We start from the raw sequence: 12,769 nt of genomic DNA, 5'->3' as shown, positions 1-12,769 counted from the left end.
CCTCAAGTATAGACTTGAGGCCTCATTTTTATTATTTTTTTCGGTTGTTTTTCTTTATAGCAACCTTTTCCTGTTCTGTATTAGATAGGACTTCAATTTCCTTAGCTACATCAAGTCTTGGGAACAGCGCTTCCCCCTTATGGACATGTGCACCAGCCATCATGCGGAACTCTTCGAGATCCGACCATTTTGCCTCCTGATCTGAAATTCCGAGCTGATCTCTCATCTTATCTGACGTCGTGTGCATATATGGAATGATTAACACAGAAATCATTCTGAGCACCTCTGCAAGATTGCTCATAACTGTATCAAGTTCAGCTTTCTTACTCTCGTCCTTTGCAAGAACCCAAGGCATCTTTTCATCGATATACTTGTTAGCTCTCGAAATAACTATCCAAATCTCCTCAAGCGCATTGTTGAAGTGGAATTCATCCATGCGAGCTTCAACTTTCACAGCACATCCGAGTGCCGTCGCAATCAGGTCACGATCGAAATCGTCCTCAGTTGTAGTTTCTGGAACAACTCCGCCGCAATACTTTTCAATCATCGAAATAGTTCTTGATAAGAGATTTCCAAGGTCATTAGCGAGGTCGTAATTGATGCGGTTAAGCATAATCTCGTTGGTATATAGTCCGTCTTGACCAAAAGTATACTCTCTGAGCAAGAAGTATTTTAATGCATCTATTCCATAACGATCAATTAGAATCTCTGGGTCAACAATATTGCCCTTCGATTTCGACATCTTACCCCCATCTATTAGAATCCAGCCGTGGCCGAGAACCTTCTTAGGTACTGGCTCGTTCATGGACATTAGCATTGCAGGCCATATAATGGAATGGAATCTTACAATTTCCTTACCTACCAGGTTTATTCCTGGCCAGTACTTTTTATACTGTTCTTCATCCTCTCCAGGGAATCCAAGGGCAGTAATATAGTTTGATAGAGCATCGAGCCAAACATATATTACGTGTCTCTCATCAATCGGAACCTTAATACCCCAATCTAGAGAAGCTCTAGAGATACATAGGTCCTCGAGTCCTTGCTCTACAAACGAAATCATCTCCTTAGCGCGAGACTCAGGTTGAAGGAATGTGCCATTTCCAAGGAGCTCAACAAGCTTGTCAGAATACTTTGACAGCTTAAAGAAGTAAGCATCTTCGCTCATCTTCTTAACAGGTCTACCGCAATCAGGACAGTTTCCCTCTACTAGCTGGCTCTCAGTCCAGAAAGACTCACACGGAGTGCAGTACCAACCCTCGTACTTATCCTTATATATATCGCCATTGTTGTACATCCTCATAAAGATTTCTTGAACGCGCTTTTCGTGGCGCTCTTCTGTGGTTCTGATAAAATCATCGTAGCTGATCTCCATCGTCGCCCAAAGTCTCTTTATTGTCTCAACAATTGGATCTATATATTCAAGCGGTGTAACTCCTGCTTCCTGTGCACATCTGGCGATTTTCTGGCCATGCTCATCAGTACCAGTGAGGAATCTCACGTCATATCCAGTGAGTCTCTTGAATCTAGCCATCGCATCTGCCATAACTGTACAGTATGTGTGTCCTATGTGAAGCTTAGCGCTTGGATAGTATATAGGTGTAGTAATATAAAAGGTGTCCTTTTTTTCCGTCATCGTATTCCCTTTCAAAATCTATAACATATGTCAGAGGATTGGTTTAGTATACGCCGTAGTCCTCGTCCTCTTCTCCCCAATCAACATCTGACCAATCATCTTCAACAAAAATTTCGTCGAAGATTTTCTTAGTTGCAACAACTAGAGTAGCTCCAGCTAGCAAACTTAGACCAGCTATTCTCATGCTTGTCTTAAGCATCTTATGTCTTCTAGCTACCTTTCCCTCTTCAATTAGAAGTGCCTTTTCTGCATCTGTCATACGTCTTCTTCTAACCATTATATCCTCCTTGCCATCAGGCAGTATTTACATGTGCTACTTCTCTCGATTATATCTAAATACCTTGTTTTTTTCAAGGTATTTAGATGTGGACCTTCTGCATTCATCTAGTTGACATTTTCAAAATTTGCACCCAGTATACTCTTAAGCTTTCCGCCCACACAGAACGCTACATGGAGCTTTATCAAATCTCCAACTATGAATGGCAGAACAGTAAGCTGTATAACTTTAGCAAATGGAATATTATTTCCAAGATGCACACTCTGCACGAAATAAAAGTAACACGTACCTATCACATATATCATGAAGGTCGCTATAGCAAGGCTCGCATATCTGCGCACGCTTGAACTCGACTCATAGCCTGCACCTACTATATATGCCGCTAAGACGAACGCTATTATGAATCCAAATGTTGGGGCAAAGACATACTGAGGTCCTCCTTTTAGTCCCGCAAACACAGGGAGTCCTACTAGCCCAGCTATTACATACACTGTAACTGCCATTACACCGAGTCTCTTTCCCATGGTTATTCCTATAGTGAGCACTACAAGCGACTGTAGACTGATAGGAACCGGGCCGATTGGTATGGAAATCGCCGAACCTATTATGAGCAAAGCTACTGCAAGTCCAACGTTTGTGATAGTTCGTGCATCCAATCGATTGTGTCTTTTAACAGGACCTTTATTATAGCTTTCATTGTTCTCGCAAATATCGTTTTCATTATTTTGATTCTTATTCATTTTTAACCTTTTCTTTCTCATCAGCTAAAGGATTATTTTCCCCGAAATAAACCTTTTCATGCCTGAATCTGTCAAAAGTAAAAGCGCTCCGTCCGCACCGACTCCGATCAGTGTGCCTTCATAGCGCTTGTCTAATTCAAAAATTACATTTAATCCCTTTGCGAATAGATGTGCATTAACTTCTCTTTCCATATACCTCACATTATCTGGATTGCTATCGTTCATGTGCTCAAACAGCTTTATGATAATATCTGCAAGGAGCTCACATCTATTGAATTCTATACCCTTATATTCATACAGAGATGTCATATTATATATAGCCATCTCGTCTTTAGTTTGGTTCACGTTTATACCAAAACCAATTATTAATTTTTCAACTTTCCCATTCTCTATGATCGTCTCGCATAGTATCCCAGCTAGCTTTTTATCGCCGATATAAATGTCATTTGGCCACTTCACATCAGCCTCAACCCCATGCTGTGCTAGGACTTCACGAATTAAAGCTCCAACGAGAAGTGGATACACAAGTGCTTCAGAAGGATCAAGATCAATCGAAAGTACAATCGTCGCCAGTATCGAGCGGCATGGTAAAGACCACCAATGAGACGAGTTCTTACCCACTCCATCATATTGATCTTCTGCTACAATTATAGCGTTCTCAAGTTCTCCGGCATGTTCCTTAGCGTATTTATTTGTTGAGTCTATACTTTCAAAATGTATGTATCTGAATCCTTGAGGGAAAACGATATCCGCATTTTTCCTTTTGATTTCTGAAATTACGGCTCCCTCATACAATTTAAAATCGTGCATCTAATCAACCTTGTTGTCTGCGATAAACCTATTAACCTCGCCCATAAACTCATCGCTCATAACCTTAAGGATATGCTCCAGGTTATCGATTTCTTCTTCCGTAAACCTCTTCGCCAATCTGTCGAGCACTATCGGTATGTAACTATTCTTCGCCTTGTAGTACTCATGAAATTTATCTGTCTCCTTGAGGATATACTCTCGTTTATCCTCTTTAGACTGAATTTTTTCAATATATCCCTTCTTCATCAAGGAAGAAATCTTGTAAGCAACATTAGGTGTAGACATCTCAAGGAATTCTGCAAGCTGACTAACCTTTGGGTTCTTCATCGCATGAATAACCTCTAGTGTAAATGTCTCTGTCGCTGTAAGCTCATGCTCTTTGCCTCCGCCATTTACAAACATATGCTTATACAAGTTCAATTTGAACTTCTCGTATACCTCTGCGAATACCTCTGTAAGCATCTATTCAAATCCGCCTTTCTTAATTACAGGGATTATAGTTCTGGCGTCCTACATGATAGCAAACGAAATCTCGCATGACATCGCCTTTTCACCGTCAACGAGGATGTAACCTTCTCCAAATCCAATATTTCCAACTCTATTATTGATTGCACAGTGAATCTCCAGCTGGTCTCCTGGAACGATTTTTTTATGGAATCTAGCCTTCTTAATTCCTGCTAGGAATGCATTAGCACCCTTTTCCTGATCCATTAGGACCGCAACCGCTCCGACCTGGCCCACTGCCTCCACTTGAAGAACTCCTGGCATTACAGCCTCACTAGGGAAGTGTCCCTGAAAGAAAGGCTCATTTCCACTAACATTCTTAATTCCTACAGCCTTATTACCCGCCTCAAGTTCAACGATTTTATCCACCATGATGAACGGATATCTGTGCGGTAAAATATTTCTCACTTCTTCATATGTCAATTTCATTCGGTCCACCTCTTTACTACGACTGATGCATTATGCCCTCCGAATCCAAGCGAATTCTTAAGAGCATAGTTGATTTCTGCTTCCTTATACCTATTAACTACCAGATTGAGATCGCATGCATCATCTGGATATTCGTAGTTTATAGTTGGTGGAACTATACCAGCCTGCATAGAAATAATAGTCATCGCCAGCTCCGTTGATCCTGAAGCCCCAAGAAGGTGACCTACTTGTGATTTGGAAGAAGATACGAGCACATCTCTGTAGCCATCACCGAATGCACGCTTAATGGCTGCCGTTTCATATTTGTCATTGAGAGGAGTTGAAGTTCCATGTGCATTAATGTAATCAATATCACCAGTCTTAAGTCCTGCATCTGCTATCGCCTGTGTCATGGCCTGCGCGGCATACTTTCCATCCTCACAAGGAGCTGTTATATGATTTGCATCGCAGGTATCACTATATCCGACAATCTCTGCAAGTATGTTAGCCCCGCGTTTAACCGCATGCTCATATTCCTCTAAGACTAACACCGTAGCCCCTTCACCCATTACAAATCCATCTCTCTTCTTATCGAACGGAATCGACGCTCTGTTAGGATTCTGCGAGAGCGATAGTGCTTTCATAGATGTAAACCCACCTACCGAAAGTTCGGTGATAGGAGCTTCACTGCCGCCGGCAAACATGATATCTGCATACCCATGCTTGATATGACGGTATGCCTCACCGATAGCATTCGTTGCACTGGAGCAAGCTGTAACCATAGCCTGACAAGAACCGTGTGCATTTAAGTCAATAGCGATATTTCCAGCCGTTAAATTTATTATTGCCATCGGAATATAATAAGGTGATACCTTGTCGAACCCGCGGTTCATACCCTTGGCATGCTCTGACTCGATAGTGCTTATTCCACCGATTCCAGAGGAAACAAAGACTCCAGCCCTTTTATTTGACAAATATTCTCTTGTAAGATTAGCGTTTTCCAAAGCTCTTCTGCCGGCTATTATACCAAATTGCGTGACTCTATCCAATCGCCTCTGTTCCCTTTTATCAAAGTAATCGTCTGGATTGTAGTCCTTTACCTCTGCAGCTAGCTTCACCGCTCTATCACTCGTATCATATCTCGTGATTTCTCCGATTCCACAGCGCGAATTCTTGATTCCCTCAAGCACTTCAGATGCGCTGTTTCCTAGCGGCGTAATCATGCCGATACCAGTCACTACTACTCTACTCATTATACGTTCATACCCCCATCTACAGATATAACCTGTCCTGTTATATAACGCGATTCCTCTCCGGCGAGAAATGCTGTCAGATTTGCAACATCGCTCGGTTCCCCAATTATCCCGAGCGGAATTTCAGACTTTATCTTATCCTTTACCTGTTCTGTCAAATTTTCAGTCATCGGTGTCTCTATGAACCCCGGTGCTATCGCATTTACAAGGATATTTCGCGATGCAAATTCCTTTGCGAATGACTTGGTCATACCTATAAGCCCTGCCTTTGCTGCAGCATAGTTAGCCTGCCCAGCGTTACCATGTAGACCTACGACCGAAGACATGTTGATGATTCTACCGCAACGCCTCTTCATCATGTATCTCGACACATATTTGCTTAGATAGAAAGCACCACTTAGGTTAGTAGTTATAACATCTTCAAAGTCAGCTTCGCTCATCTGCATGACGAGCTTATCTCTCGTGATACCTGCATTGTTAACCAGCACGTCAATCTGTCCCTGTTCTTTAGCGACTTCCTCTACTATCCTCTTACAATCTTCAGCGCGAGATATATCACCGAGCACTACTTGCACATGACAGTTTTCGTCAGACAGTTTCTCTACTAGCTGTTTAAACTGTGGCTTAACGGTGCGAACATTTAGTGCAAGATTAAACCCTTCGCTCTTTAGCTTTTCCGCAATTGCTGTGCCGATTCCACCAGCAGCGCCCGTAATAAGTGCTACTTTATTCGCCATACATCTACTCCTTTTTTTTCTACTAAGAATTGAACACTCTGCCTAGGCTTCAAGTAGCTCAATTAAATCATCATCATTCTTAATAACGCTTACCTCTAGACCTTCAAATTCTCTCTCTAGAATAGTTGAAAGAACACCACCTGGTCCTATTTCGAGAAAGTGTTTAATTCCATCGGCTACCATTTCCTTGAAAGTCTTATATAGCAGCACTGGTGACACTATCTGTTCAGACAGCACTTCACTCATCGGAGTTCCTTCATATTTCTCTCCAGTAACATTGGGATAATATGAAATTTCTGGCGAGTTAAACGAAGTGCCTTCAAGCATTGTCACAAAGGCGTCTTTCGCTGATTCCATAAACGGAGTATGGAATGCGCCACTAACAGCAAGAGGCTTAGCGAGCTTACCGTTAGCTTTTAGAAAAGCCTTAAGTTTATCTATTGCTTCACCTTCACCTGATACGATGATTTGCCTGCTGCTATTTATATTAGCAATATATAGCTTACCTTTAAAATCTGGATTTTCCTCGGTGATTTTCCTAACCTCTTCCTCAGTCATCTTGAGAATTGCAAGCATTTTGCTACTTCTGTTCTCTGACGCTTTTCCCATTAGAGAACCTCGTACGGCAACGAGTCGTAGTGCATCGTCTTCGTCGATTACTCCTGATAGTGCGAGTGCGCTGTATTCCCCTAAGCTGAGTCCACATGTCGCACTAAGCCCATTTAGAAGCCCTGGCTTATGTGTGTGAATTAGCTTTAAAACGGCAAGTTGGAAAGCAATCATAATAGGCTGAAGGTTGTGTGTCTTCGATATCTCCTCGATGCTACCTTTAAAGGATATATCTGTGAGCTCTTTTCCTAAGCTGTCGTATATACCTCTAATCTCAGGATATCTATCATATAACTTACTGCCCATGCCCTCATACTGTGAGCCTTGTCCGGCAAATATTACTGCTAATTTATTCATTATTTCCTCTGTTTCATTGATAGGTTAACTTAACTGTCATCTATGCAAACAAACTATCTATTTGATACTATTTTTTGCGAGCTGATACTCACCCATTAGTTTATCCAGTAGCTCAGGAACTGAATACAGTTTATCGAACTGAGCGGCTGTATATCCTGCCATAACGGAACCCTGATCAACATCACCTTCAAATACTGCTTTCCTTAATCTACCAAGTGTGAAATCCTCTAGTACTTCCTTGTCACTCTCGCTTCTCTCAAGCTCCTTAAACTCTCTGGTCATCGGGTTCTTTACAAGACGCATAGGTCTTCCATTTAGATTTCCGATCGATGTTATGCGATGAGATTCAGTATGCATCAGCAAATCCTTGTAGTTCTCGTGTACTGGAACTTCATGAGTGAACAGAAAGGCTGTCCCAATTTGAACTCCTGCAGCTCCTAACACTTCCGCAGCTAACATCTGAGCACCTGATCCGATTCCTCCACCTGCAATTATTGGCTTATCAGTTGCGCCTGTTACTTGGTAGATAAGCGTCATAGTCGTCATCTCCCCGATATGACCTCCAGCTTCCATCCCCTCTGCAATGTAAGCAAATACATCGAACTTATCGAGGCGCTTAATCTGAAGCGGTGATGATATAACCGGCATAATCTTGATACCAGCTGCTTGGAACTCTTCCATGTACGGACCAGGACTGCCTGCTCCAGCAATTACATAAGGAACCTTCGCCCTGCATACAACCTCAACAAGCTCCTTGATGTCTGAACGAAACATGATTAAATTTACAGCAAAAGGCTTATCTGTAAGTCCTTTACAAATTTCAATCTCTTTGGCAAGCACATCGGCTTTCATTCCGCCTGATCCAATCGTCCCTAGAGCACCAACATTAGATACAGTAGCTGCAAATTTACCATCTGTTATATTCGCCATTCCTCCCTGAATTATCGGATATTTAATATTAAGTAATTTATTTAAGTTCATCTCTACCACTCCATCAGTACTGAATTAACAATTAGTCCCGCTCCAAAAGCTGTGAACAGAACCTTATCCCCATCTTTAAACTTATCTCTATACTCGTATAAAAGTGTAGGAATCGAGGCTGCAGAAGTATTTCCACGCTCCCTGATATTCTTTAGAACCTTGTCTTCATCTATCCCGGTCCTCTTGGAAATCTGTTCGAGTATCCTCACATTAGCTTGATGGGCAGCGACATAATCTATATCCGCTCCAGTAAGATCAGCTCTCTCTAGCAGGCGTTCAAGTGATTCTGGAACTTTACTTATAGCAAATTTAAAAACCTCTTGACCATTCATCTGAATAAAGTCATTATCATCCATAACAATTACTCGGTCATCTCCATAGGTGCTTGCATCACTTAGCCATAGCTTGTCATTCTTCTCAACTGCAATTCCTGCACATCCATCTCCAAACAGCACAGCTATCCCTCTGTCATTAAAATCTATGTATCTGCTAACCTGTTCGCTGGCAACGAGAATAGCCTCTTCTCCAGGATTAAGCATGCGCTCAGCCATAATCATAGCTGATACAAAGCCTGCACAGGCAGCATTAATGTCTACAGAAAAACAGCTGTTCTTAAGTTCTAATCTCTTGTGTAGGATACCAGCAATTGAAGGAATCCTAATGTCACTCGAGAAAGATGCGACGATAAGAGCCTTTACCTTATCTCTATCAAATACTAGCTTATCTGCTAGTTCCTTCGCCATCTCCGATGGAGTCTCCTCAGTTATGTAGCGATTTTCAATCCCCGTACGAGTTAAAATCCACTCATCAGTGGTGTCGAGTCTTTCTTCATAGTACTTATTGCTACGCTTAACTCCTCTAGTCAAACTCTTAATGTCCTTAACTTTAAGTCCCATCTTATCCTCTAATCTCTCTAAATTTATCGTATCTGCACTCTCTGATTTCCTCGCCGGTCATGTCTGAGAAGGTCTTAAGCTCAGTTGAAATCAAATTTCTAAGCTGTGTAAAGTTCACCTTTTCTCCATTCTCGTCTATGATTTCATCCACGATTCCGAAGTCATATAAATCCTGCGATGTAATCTTCATCACATCAGCAGCCTTTTCGGCAAGCCCTGCATTCTTCCATAAAATAGACGCAAAGCCTTCTGGTGAAAGTATTGAGTACACTGCATTTTTAAACATAAATATCTTGTTGGCTACGGATAGTGCTAACGCACCGCCAGAGCCACCTTCACCTATAACCACGGCAATTACAGGAACTGTTAGCATTGACATCTTCTCCAGCGAAGATGCTATAGCTTCAAACTGTCCTCGCTCTTCTGCACCTACACCTGGATATGCACCCGGGGTATCTATAAATGTGATTACTGGTCTTCTGAATTTTTCCGCTTGATCCATTAGCCTCATGGCTTTGCGATAACCTTCAGGCATCGGCATTCCAAAATTTGTTTCTACTCCTTCTTCAATGCCGCGCCCTTTCTGAATTCCGATGAAAGTAACCGGTCTTTCCTCAAATGATCCGATTCCACCGATTATTGTCTTGGAGTCCCCAAAGCATCTGTCTCCCTTAAGGTAAACTATGTCCTCGAGAAGTCTCTCGATAACCTCTTTAGCTCTAAGCCTGTTACTGGATCTCGCCTTCTTAACTATTTCATAAGCATTACTCATATTTCGCTCCAATCTTCACATGGTGCTTGAGCAGCTTAGCAATCAGTCTACGCTGGCTCTCTCTCTCGGAAATAATATCTACAAAACCACATTCCTCAAGCTTCTCAGCTCTTTGGAATCCTTTTGGCAGCTTCTTTTTGATTGTCTGCTCGATTACTCTTGGTCCGGCAAATCCTATAAGAGCATTAGGCTCGGCTATGATTATATCTCCGAGAGATGCGAAGCTTGCTGATACACCTCCCGTGGTGGGATTTGTTAAAACACTTATATAAAGCAATCCTGCGTCTTGAAACTTTCCTATAGCTGCACTTGTCTTGGCCATCTGCATGAGAGAAAAAATCCCCTCCTGCATTCTAGCTCCACCTGAAGCAGAGAATATGATAACTGGAAGTTCATTTCTAATCGCATACTCGAACATTGCAGTCAGCTCTTCGCCAACGTATGTACCGAGACTTCCCATCATATATTGCAGTTCAAGAACTGCCACTATGACAGATTTCCCTTCTATCGCACCTTTGACGATAGAAACCGCTTCATTTAGCCCTGACTTTGCTTCTTCCTTTGCACGCTTTTCATCGTACTTAGGGAATGAAATTGGGTCTTTGATCTCGCTACCAAAACTGATTTTTTCATATTCTTCATCCATGAGATACTCGAAACGCTCGTGTCCATTCATCTTCATGTGATATCCGCACTCTGGACATATCTTAAGATGTTCTACGAACTCCTTGTAGTCGATTACCGATTTGCATCCCTCACACTTAAGAAAAAGGTCGGGAAGCGCCCTTCGAGGCTCACGCCTAACCTGACTCTGCTTGCTCCCGCCTCTTATACTCTTAATTGCGGACAATAGATTTTTTCGCTTATTTAAGCTTCCCATTTTCTGCTATTCTCCTGTTACATGCATGCTTTCCAGAAGCTCAGCTTCCTTATTAGCAATATAGTTTGTATCAATATTTCCAAGGATAAAATCCTTGTCATACAGTATCGCATAGATAAATCCTAGGTTTGTAGGAACACCGTCTATAATCGTCTCAGAGACTGCACGTCTTAGCTTTTTTATAGCGTCCATTCGTGTGCGTCCTTTTACGATTAGCTTCGCCATCATAGAATCATAAAATGGCAGTATTTTTGCACCTTGATATAGCGCCGTCTCAAATCTCGTGTCGAGACCCCCTGGCGGTAGAAAGAAGCTTATATCGCCACAGCTAGGTCTAAAATCATCGTATGGATTCTGAGCATTAACTCTAATCTCGATAGCATGACCATTAGCTGCTACATCCTCCTGCTTTACAGATAGCGGAAGTCCCGAGGCAATTCTAATCTGCTCCTTAATCAGATTGATTCCTGTTACCATCTCTGTTACAGGATACTCAACCTGAATCCTCGTGTTCATCTCCATGAAATAATAATTGTCGTATTTATCTACGATGAACTCTACTGTTCCGGTGCCTTCGTATTCACATGCTTTCGCGCACAGTACGGCAGATTTATACATCTTTTCCAGTAGCTCGTTGTTAGCTCTGCTAGGGCTCTCTTCGATTATCTTCTGATTATTTCTCTGGACACTGCAATCCCTCTCAGGCAGGTAAACCACGTTTCCGTGACTATCTGCGAGAATCTGAATCTCGATATGTCTAGGATTCTCAATTAGCTTCTCAACATATATGTCATCATTTGCAAATGATGCCTTTGCCTCTCGCTTCGTTAATTCCCAGCCAGCAACGAGATCTTCACGTTTATAGATTCTACGCATACCCTTTCCGCCGCCACCAGCCGAAGCCTTTAGGAGAACTGGATAACCAATCTCATCAGCAATCCTGTAGAGTTGTTCTTCATCATGAACTACATCATTACATCCAGGTACGACTGGAACGCCACTTTGCTCCATTAGACCTCTAGCTGAGAGCTTGTTGCCCATAAGCTTTATAACCTTTGACGATGGTCCGATAAGCTTCAGTCCACAGGCCTCCACCTTTTCAGCAAAATCGCCATTTTCAGCAAGGAACCCATATCCGGGATGAATGGCTTCACAACCAGATTCGATAGCAGCCGTCAGTATATTAGCAACATTGAGATATGAAGCTGAACTCTTTCCTGCGCCTATGCAGATAGCCTGGTCCGCCAAATATATTGCAGGCTGCCCCTTATCCACGTCAGAATAAACAGCTACAGTCTCCACACCCATCTCACTGCAATTTCTCTGTATGCTAAGCGCAATCTCTCCGCGATTGGCTATTAAGACCTTTCTAATCATTCACACTTCTCCAGCACAAACATGATCTGACCAAACTCTACAAGCTCTTCGTTCTTGCACTGAATCTCCCTGATCACTCCGTCATAATCAGACCTAATCTCATTCATCATCTTCATCGATTCTAGGATGCAGAGCACATCACCTTTCTTCACAGTATCTCCGACCTTTACAAACGGAGGTGAATTAGGATCCTTAGCTGCGTAGAACACTCCTACAATCGGTGATTTTACAACCTCTGTATTAAGAGTTTCCTTTGCCACTTCCGCAGTATGCGCTGACGATTCAGACATAGACACATCATTTGCTACTGTTCCTGATACTGTCTGCGTAGCAGGTGCTGAAGCATGAACGGCAGGCTGCAAAGAAGCCGCAGGTACTACTGTTTCGGTCACAGGTACTGATGGCACTGCACATGCGGATGAACCTTTTTTAAGCGTTAAGGCATAATCCGATATCTTGATTTCTAAATAGTCACTGCTACTACGGTCAAATACGCTGACTAGCCTCTCGGTTAGCTCTAGATACTTTTCCATAA

Annotated in this window: 15 protein-coding genes; all 15 read right to left on the bottom strand. The window is 42.3% G+C overall.

Annotated elements, in window-relative coordinates; all coding sequences use genetic code 11:
- Positions 1-31: 31 nt before the first annotated feature.
- The 15 genes from metG to QU661_RS02280 all read right to left on the bottom strand — a co-directional run bounded on the left by metG (position 32) and on the right by QU661_RS02280 (position 12,767).
- A complete protein-coding gene (gene metG, locus QU661_RS02350; protein WP_304990160.1) occupies positions 32-1,633 on the bottom strand; it encodes a methionine--tRNA ligase in 1,602 nt (533 codons plus the stop codon).
- A 43-nt stretch (positions 1,634-1,676) separates the two neighbouring features.
- Positions 1,677-1,910, bottom strand: a complete 234-nt coding sequence (locus tag QU661_RS02345) for a hypothetical protein (RefSeq protein WP_304990159.1) — start codon at positions 1,908-1,910, stop codon at positions 1,677-1,679.
- A gap of 107 nt (positions 1,911-2,017) precedes the next feature.
- Positions 2,018-2,650: a biotin transporter BioY gene (locus tag QU661_RS02340; protein WP_304990158.1), complete on the bottom strand. Its 633-nt coding sequence runs from the start codon at positions 2,648-2,650 to the stop codon at positions 2,018-2,020.
- Positions 2,651-2,674: 24 nt separating this feature from the next.
- Positions 2,675-3,460 (bottom strand): biotin--[acetyl-CoA-carboxylase] ligase, encoded by a 786-nt coding sequence (locus tag QU661_RS02335; protein ID WP_304990157.1) that lies wholly within the window; start codon positions 3,458-3,460, stop codon positions 2,675-2,677.
- Positions 3,461-3,922: a MarR family transcriptional regulator gene (locus tag QU661_RS02330; protein WP_304990156.1), complete on the bottom strand. Its 462-nt coding sequence runs from the start codon at positions 3,920-3,922 to the stop codon at positions 3,461-3,463.
- 48 nt (positions 3,923-3,970) lie between these two features.
- On the bottom strand, positions 3,971-4,393 hold the full coding sequence (fabZ, locus tag QU661_RS02325; RefSeq protein WP_304990155.1) for a 3-hydroxyacyl-ACP dehydratase FabZ: 423 nt from the start codon (positions 4,391-4,393) through the stop codon (positions 3,971-3,973).
- Entirely contained in the window at positions 4,390-5,625 is a 1,236-nt protein-coding gene (fabF, locus tag QU661_RS02320; RefSeq protein WP_304990154.1) for a beta-ketoacyl-ACP synthase II, read from the bottom strand. Before fabF ends, fabZ begins: the two co-directional genes overlap by 4 nt.
- Complete coding sequence (fabG, locus tag QU661_RS02315; RefSeq protein WP_304990153.1) at positions 5,625-6,362, bottom strand: 3-oxoacyl-[acyl-carrier-protein] reductase; 738 nt, start codon at positions 6,360-6,362, stop codon at positions 5,625-5,627. The genes fabF and fabG overlap by 1 nt, the downstream gene beginning before the upstream one ends.
- Positions 6,363-6,404: 42 nt before the next feature.
- Positions 6,405-7,328 carry an ACP S-malonyltransferase gene (locus QU661_RS02310; protein ID WP_304990152.1) on the bottom strand — a complete coding sequence of 308 codons (924 nt, stop codon included), beginning with the start codon at positions 7,326-7,328 and terminating at the stop codon, positions 6,405-6,407.
- A 57-nt stretch (positions 7,329-7,385) separates the two neighbouring features.
- Complete coding sequence (locus QU661_RS02305; RefSeq protein WP_304990151.1) at positions 7,386-8,309, bottom strand: NAD(P)H-dependent flavin oxidoreductase; 924 nt, start codon at positions 8,307-8,309, stop codon at positions 7,386-7,388.
- A 2-nt stretch (positions 8,310-8,311) separates the two neighbouring features.
- Entirely contained in the window at positions 8,312-9,205 is an 894-nt protein-coding gene (locus tag QU661_RS02300; RefSeq protein ID WP_304990150.1) for a 3-oxoacyl-ACP synthase III family protein, read from the bottom strand.
- 1 nt (position 9,206) lies between these two features.
- Positions 9,207-9,977 (bottom strand): carboxyltransferase subunit alpha, encoded by a 771-nt coding sequence (gene accA, locus QU661_RS02295; RefSeq protein ID WP_304990149.1) that lies wholly within the window; start codon positions 9,975-9,977, stop codon positions 9,207-9,209.
- Positions 9,970-10,857, bottom strand: a complete 888-nt coding sequence (gene accD, locus QU661_RS02290) for an acetyl-CoA carboxylase, carboxyltransferase subunit beta (protein WP_304990148.1) — start codon at positions 10,855-10,857, stop codon at positions 9,970-9,972. Before accD ends, accA begins: the two co-directional genes overlap by 8 nt.
- Positions 10,858-10,863: 6 nt before the next feature.
- On the bottom strand, positions 10,864-12,234 hold the full coding sequence (locus QU661_RS02285) for an acetyl-CoA carboxylase biotin carboxylase subunit (RefSeq protein WP_304990147.1): 1,371 nt from the start codon (positions 12,232-12,234) through the stop codon (positions 10,864-10,866).
- On the bottom strand, positions 12,231-12,767 hold the full coding sequence (locus QU661_RS02280; RefSeq protein WP_304990146.1) for an acetyl-CoA carboxylase biotin carboxyl carrier protein: 537 nt from the start codon (positions 12,765-12,767) through the stop codon (positions 12,231-12,233). Before QU661_RS02280 ends, QU661_RS02285 begins: the two co-directional genes overlap by 4 nt.
- Between the last annotated feature and the right edge of the window lie 2 nt (positions 12,768-12,769).

Origin of the sequence: Mogibacterium neglectum, from assembly GCF_030644205.1 — a bacterium.
GTDB lineage: Bacteria > Bacillota > Clostridia > Peptostreptococcales > Anaerovoracaceae > Mogibacterium > Mogibacterium neglectum.
This window is presented reverse-complemented; position numbering and strand designations above follow the sequence as displayed.

Bases quoted from the DNA above. Each gene is read 5' to 3' on its own strand.
- metG (WP_304990160.1), bottom strand. From the start codon at position 1,633: ATGACGGAAAAAAAGGACACCTTTTATATTACTACACCTATATACTAT.
- QU661_RS02345 (WP_304990159.1), bottom strand. From the start codon at position 1,910: ATGGTTAGAAGAAGACGTATGACAGATGCAGAAAAGGCACTTCTAATT.
- QU661_RS02340 (WP_304990158.1), bottom strand. From the start codon at position 2,650: ATGAATAAGAATCAAAATAATGAAAACGATATTTGCGAGAACAATGAA.
- QU661_RS02335 (WP_304990157.1), bottom strand. From the start codon at position 3,460: ATGCACGATTTTAAATTGTATGAGGGAGCCGTAATTTCAGAAATCAAA.
- QU661_RS02330 (WP_304990156.1), bottom strand. From the start codon at position 3,922: ATGCTTACAGAGGTATTCGCAGAGGTATACGAGAAGTTCAAATTGAAC.
- fabZ (WP_304990155.1), bottom strand. From the start codon at position 4,393: ATGAAATTGACATATGAAGAAGTGAGAAATATTTTACCGCACAGATAT.
- fabF (WP_304990154.1), bottom strand. From the start codon at position 5,625: ATGAGTAGAGTAGTAGTGACTGGTATCGGCATGATTACGCCGCTAGGA.
- fabG (WP_304990153.1), bottom strand. From the start codon at position 6,362: ATGGCGAATAAAGTAGCACTTATTACGGGCGCTGCTGGTGGAATCGGC.
- QU661_RS02310 (WP_304990152.1), bottom strand. From the start codon at position 7,328: ATGAATAAATTAGCAGTAATATTTGCCGGACAAGGCTCACAGTATGAG.
- QU661_RS02305 (WP_304990151.1), bottom strand. From the start codon at position 8,309: ATGAACTTAAATAAATTACTTAATATTAAATATCCGATAATTCAGGGA.
- QU661_RS02300 (WP_304990150.1), bottom strand. From the start codon at position 9,205: ATGGGACTTAAAGTTAAGGACATTAAGAGTTTGACTAGAGGAGTTAAG.
- accA (WP_304990149.1), bottom strand. From the start codon at position 9,977: ATGAGTAATGCTTATGAAATAGTTAAGAAGGCGAGATCCAGTAACAGG.
- accD (WP_304990148.1), bottom strand. From the start codon at position 10,857: ATGGGAAGCTTAAATAAGCGAAAAAATCTATTGTCCGCAATTAAGAGT.
- QU661_RS02285 (WP_304990147.1), bottom strand. From the start codon at position 12,234: ATGATTAGAAAGGTCTTAATAGCCAATCGCGGAGAGATTGCGCTTAGC.
- QU661_RS02280 (WP_304990146.1), bottom strand. From the start codon at position 12,767: ATGGAAAAGTATCTAGAGCTAACCGAGAGGCTAGTCAGCGTATTTGAC.